At 74.2% G+C, this 3,860-nt stretch carries 5 protein-coding genes; 3 read left to right on the top strand and 2 right to left on the bottom strand.

Going from position 1 to position 3,860, the window contains the following annotated elements; translation table 11 throughout:
• Positions 1-68 precede the first annotated feature (68 nt).
• Both AB0I76_RS24655 and AB0I76_RS24650 read right to left on the bottom strand, forming a co-directional pair.
• On the bottom strand, positions 69-530 hold the full coding sequence (locus tag AB0I76_RS24655; protein ID WP_357039869.1) for a hypothetical protein: 462 nt from the start codon (positions 528-530) through the stop codon (positions 69-71).
• The gene (locus AB0I76_RS24650; protein WP_357039866.1) at positions 527-1,255 is read right to left on the bottom strand and encodes a GntR family transcriptional regulator; all 729 of its coding nucleotides are present in this window, start codon (positions 1,253-1,255) and stop codon (positions 527-529) included. The genes AB0I76_RS24655 and AB0I76_RS24650 overlap by 4 nt, the downstream gene beginning before the upstream one ends.
• 103 nt (positions 1,256-1,358) lie before the next feature.
• On the opposite strand from AB0I76_RS24650, the gene AB0I76_RS24645 reads away from it, so the two are divergent.
• The 3 genes from AB0I76_RS24645 to AB0I76_RS24635 all read left to right on the top strand — a co-directional run bounded on the left by AB0I76_RS24645 (position 1,359) and on the right by AB0I76_RS24635 (position 3,704).
• Complete coding sequence (locus AB0I76_RS24645; RefSeq protein ID WP_357039863.1) at positions 1,359-2,810, top strand: aldehyde dehydrogenase (NADP(+)); 1,452 nt, start codon at positions 1,359-1,361, stop codon at positions 2,808-2,810.
• Positions 2,811-2,901: 91 nt separating this feature from the next.
• Complete coding sequence (locus AB0I76_RS24640) at positions 2,902-3,192, top strand: hypothetical protein (RefSeq protein ID WP_357039860.1); 291 nt, start codon at positions 2,902-2,904, stop codon at positions 3,190-3,192.
• Positions 3,189-3,704 (top strand): hypothetical protein, encoded by a 516-nt coding sequence (locus AB0I76_RS24635; RefSeq protein ID WP_357039857.1) that lies wholly within the window; start codon positions 3,189-3,191, stop codon positions 3,702-3,704. The genes AB0I76_RS24640 and AB0I76_RS24635 overlap by 4 nt, the downstream gene beginning before the upstream one ends.
• The last annotated feature ends 156 nt before the right edge of the window (positions 3,705-3,860 follow it).

The raw sequence follows: 3,860 nt of genomic DNA, 5'->3' as shown, positions 1-3,860 counted from the left end.
AACGGCCGGGTGCTGGCCGCGGTGCTGGTCGCCGCAGTGCTGATCCTGACCATCCCGCTGGGCCTGCTTCAGCTGCTCGGCAAGATCGGCGATGAGGCCCCGCTCACCAGGGCGACGGCGTGGTCCACCACCTCGGCCCGGGAGGGACAGAGGGCGTGTCGGTAGCGGTGGTCGAAGGCGTTGCGCAACGCCAGGTCGGGGTGTGCGGTGGCCAGCGCCGACTGGTGCAGGCCGACCAGCCAGGCGCTCACCTCGATCCCGACCGCCCGCAGCGCGGTGGCGGCGTCGCCGGCGAGGTCCGCTACGACGGCCGGCCGGAGCCGGCCGCGCAGCGGGGGAACGGGGGCGAACCACAGGCCGCCGTCGAGATCGGCCACCGACGCCGGCGCACTCGTGCTGAGCAGCCAACGACCACTGTGGTACGCGAACGCGAGCCGCACCCGGTCGACGCCCGTCCCGGCCAGCCGGGCGGCCTGCCCGGCCGGGTCGGTCCGGAACGACACCGGGTGGGCGTACACCTCGGTCCTCATCGGCCGGCCTGCTCGTCCAGGGCGGCGATCAGGTTGGTCAGGGCGTTCTCGATGTGCGCGCGGGTGAGGCGCTCGGCGAGCTCGGCGTCGCCGCTCTCGGCCGCGTCGAGCATCGCCTCGTGCTCGGCGGACTCCTGCTCGAAGGTGGCCCGCAGCCGCCACCCGGCGGTGGCGACGAACGCGGTGAGGTCCTGGAGCTGGTCGAGGAAGCCGCAGAGGAACGGGTTGCCACACACCAGGTACAACTCGCGGTGGAAGCGCCGGTTGGCGATGCCGAGCCCGGCGGTCTCGCCGGTGCCGACCAGCACCGCGGCGTCGGCGAGCGCGGCGCGGGCGGCGGCGAACGAGCCAGCGCCCACGGTGCCCAGCCGGACGGCGGCCGGCTCGACCGAGGCGCGGGCGGTGTAGAGCTGCCGGACCGTCCCGGCGTCGATGCGCCGCACGCTGACGCCCTGGTAGGCGTTGATCTCGACGAGGCCGCTGGAGTGCAGTTGCTTGAGCGCCTCACGGACGGGGGTCTTGGAGACGCCGAGCATCTCGGCGAGCTCCCGTTCCACCAGCGGCCGCCCGGGGACGAGGGTGCCGTCCAGGATGGCGCGGCGCAGGGCGTCGCGGACCCGGTCGGCGCGCGAGGCCGGCTGCTCCAGGGAGAGCGCGGTGGTGGGCGGCGCGGTCGTGGCCGGCTCGGTGCCGTCCACTGTGGGATTGAGGGGCGATCGCGGCATGGCAGTATCGTGGTATACCACGATGGTCATCGACAAGACCTTCGGCGAACTTTTCTTCATCCCGTGCTGACCGCCCCGTCATCCCCGCGTAACAGGAGCAGCCGTGACTACCATCCCCTCCCCCGTCGCCACCAGCATGAACACCGTGGACGCCACCGTGTCGGCGGCCGTCGCCGCCGTGGAAGCCCTCGCACCGATCGCCGTCCGCGCCGACCTGCTACGGGCCGCAGCCGGTGCGATGGAGGCCGCCGCCACCGAGATCGTCACCCTGGCCGACGAGGAGACCCACCTCGGGCCCACCCGGCTCACCGGCGAACTGGCGCGCACCGTCGGCCAGCTGCGCCTGTTCGCCGAGGCCGTCGACGAGGGATCACTCCTGGACGTCACCGTCGACCACGCCGACCCGGCCGCGACCCCCGTGCCGCGACCCGACGTACGCCGGATGATGGTGCCGATCGGGCCGGTCGCGGTATTCGCGGCGAGCAACTTCCCCCTGGCCTTCTCCGTCGCCGGCGGGGACACGGCCTCCGCGCTCGCCGCCGGCTGCCCGGTGGTGGTCAAGGCGCACGAGGGCCATCCCCGTCTGTCCGACCTGGTCGGCCGGATCCTCGCCGACGTGCTGCCGGCCGGTGCCGTCACCGTGCTGCACGGCCGGGAGGCCGGCCGGGACCTGGTGCTCCACCCGGCGGTCCGCGCGGTCGGCTTCACCGGCTCGGAGGCGGGCGGACGGGCCCTGTTCGACCTCGCCGCGTCCCGGTCGGACCCGATCCCCTTCTACGGCGAGCTGGGCTCGGTCAACCCGGTGGTCGTCACCCCGGCCGCCGTGGCCGCGCGGGGCGCCGACATCGCGCGGGCGTACGTGGGCTCCTTCACCCTCGGGCTCGGGCAGTTCTGCACCAAGCCCGGGCTGCTGTTCCTGCCCGCCGGGCACGGCCTGGAGGGGGTCCTGACCGAGGCGGTCACCCGGGTGCCCGCCGGTCCACTCCTGGGGGACTGGATCCGCGCCGGCTTCGACGTGGCGCTCGCGGGCCTGGCCGCCCTGCCGGGCGTCCGGGCGCTGCTGCCGCCCCGACCCGGGTCAGGCTCGACCGGGGCACCCGCACTGCTCACCATGCCCGCACGGGACTTCCGGGCCACGCCCGAGGCCGCCCGGGAGTGCTTCGGCCCGGCCTCGCTGGTCGTCGAGTACGCCGACGACACCGACCTGCTGGCGGCGCTCGCCATCGTGCCCGGCGCGCTGACCACCGGCGTGCACGCCGAGCGGGGCCAGGACACCGACCTGGTCCGCGCGGTGCTCGACCTGGCCGTCGCACGCTCGGGACGGGTGGTGTTCAACGGCTGGCCGACCGGGGTCGCGGTGACCTGGGCGATGCACCATGGTGGGCCGTGGCCGGCCACCACCGCCCCGCTGCACACCAGCGTGGGGGTCGCGGCCGCCCGCCGGTTCCTCCGCCCGGTCGCCTGGCAGGACGTGCCCGACGACCTGCTGCCGGAGGCCCTGCGCGAGGCCAACCCGCTCGGGCTGCCGCGTCGGGTGGACGGCGTCCTGACGTGAGCACCCGCAACGCCGATGGGACAGACACGACGAACGACGGTAGCGTCCTGCACACAGCTGTGCGTCTCGGCGGAGAGATGGGGCGAGGACGATGGGCATCCCCTGGCTCGACATCGACCCCGACGGTCTCCGTCACGCTGCCGGGCAGATCGTCGATGCGGCGGACCGACTGGCCGCCACACCGGCAGCCTCCGACGGTGACGCCCTCCTCCGACCCGCCTTCGGCGGACCGGCTCATCCGGTCACCAGACTCTGGGCCGAGGAACTGGCGCGCGTCGTCAGCGAGCTGCACGACGTCGCCGGAGTTCTGCGGTCCACCGCCGACTCGATCGCGCGGGTCGACGAGGAGATCTCGGCTCGGTTGGAGGGGCGGCACGGATGACCGGGGACCGCATGCCGCTCACCTACCAGCATTTCGTCGCGGATCCTCCCTCCCCGACCGGAGGGGAGGCCGACGACGTCTGGACCGAGGCGGCACGGGCGACCCGGGAGGCCGCCGACGAGTTGGGCCGGCTCCAACGGCTCGTCTCGGAACACTGGCGGTCGGGGCGGGATCGGGACCACGTCGACGACAGGCTACGGCGGCTGGTGCACCGACTGGACGAAGCTCACGACGCCACTCGCCAGATCGCCACGGCACTTGTCAGCCGAGCGGCCGAGCTGGCGGAGGTCCGACGGACGATCCGGGAGGTCGTGGACGAAGCGAGATCGGTGGGGCTGGTGGTGGCGTCGGACGGCACAGTTGGACCGCAGCCGGGCTCCGCTCTCCCGCCGCTGCCCGTACGCGCTCTGGCCGCCCGGTTGACGACGCGGATCACCGAGGCGACGGCACGGGCGGCAGGGGTGGAGACGCGGACCGCCGCCCTGCTCGCGGCCGTACCGCCGCCACTCTGACAGCCACGCTCAGGCCGGTTCGGACCACGCCGTCTGGATGAGTTGCTGACCGTCCTGCCGGCGCACCAGGGTCCCCCGGCCGGGCGGCTGCGGGCTCGGCCGCAGGGTGCCGAAGACAGCACCCTCCTCCCGGTTGCCGGACATCAGCAGACCGGG

Origin of the sequence: Micromonospora sp. NPDC049799, assembly GCF_040656655.1 — a bacterium.
GTDB lineage: Bacteria > Actinomycetota > Actinomycetes > Mycobacteriales > Micromonosporaceae > Micromonospora.
The sequence above is the reverse complement of the archived record's forward strand: the minus strand, read 5'-3'. Positions and strand labels throughout refer to the sequence as shown.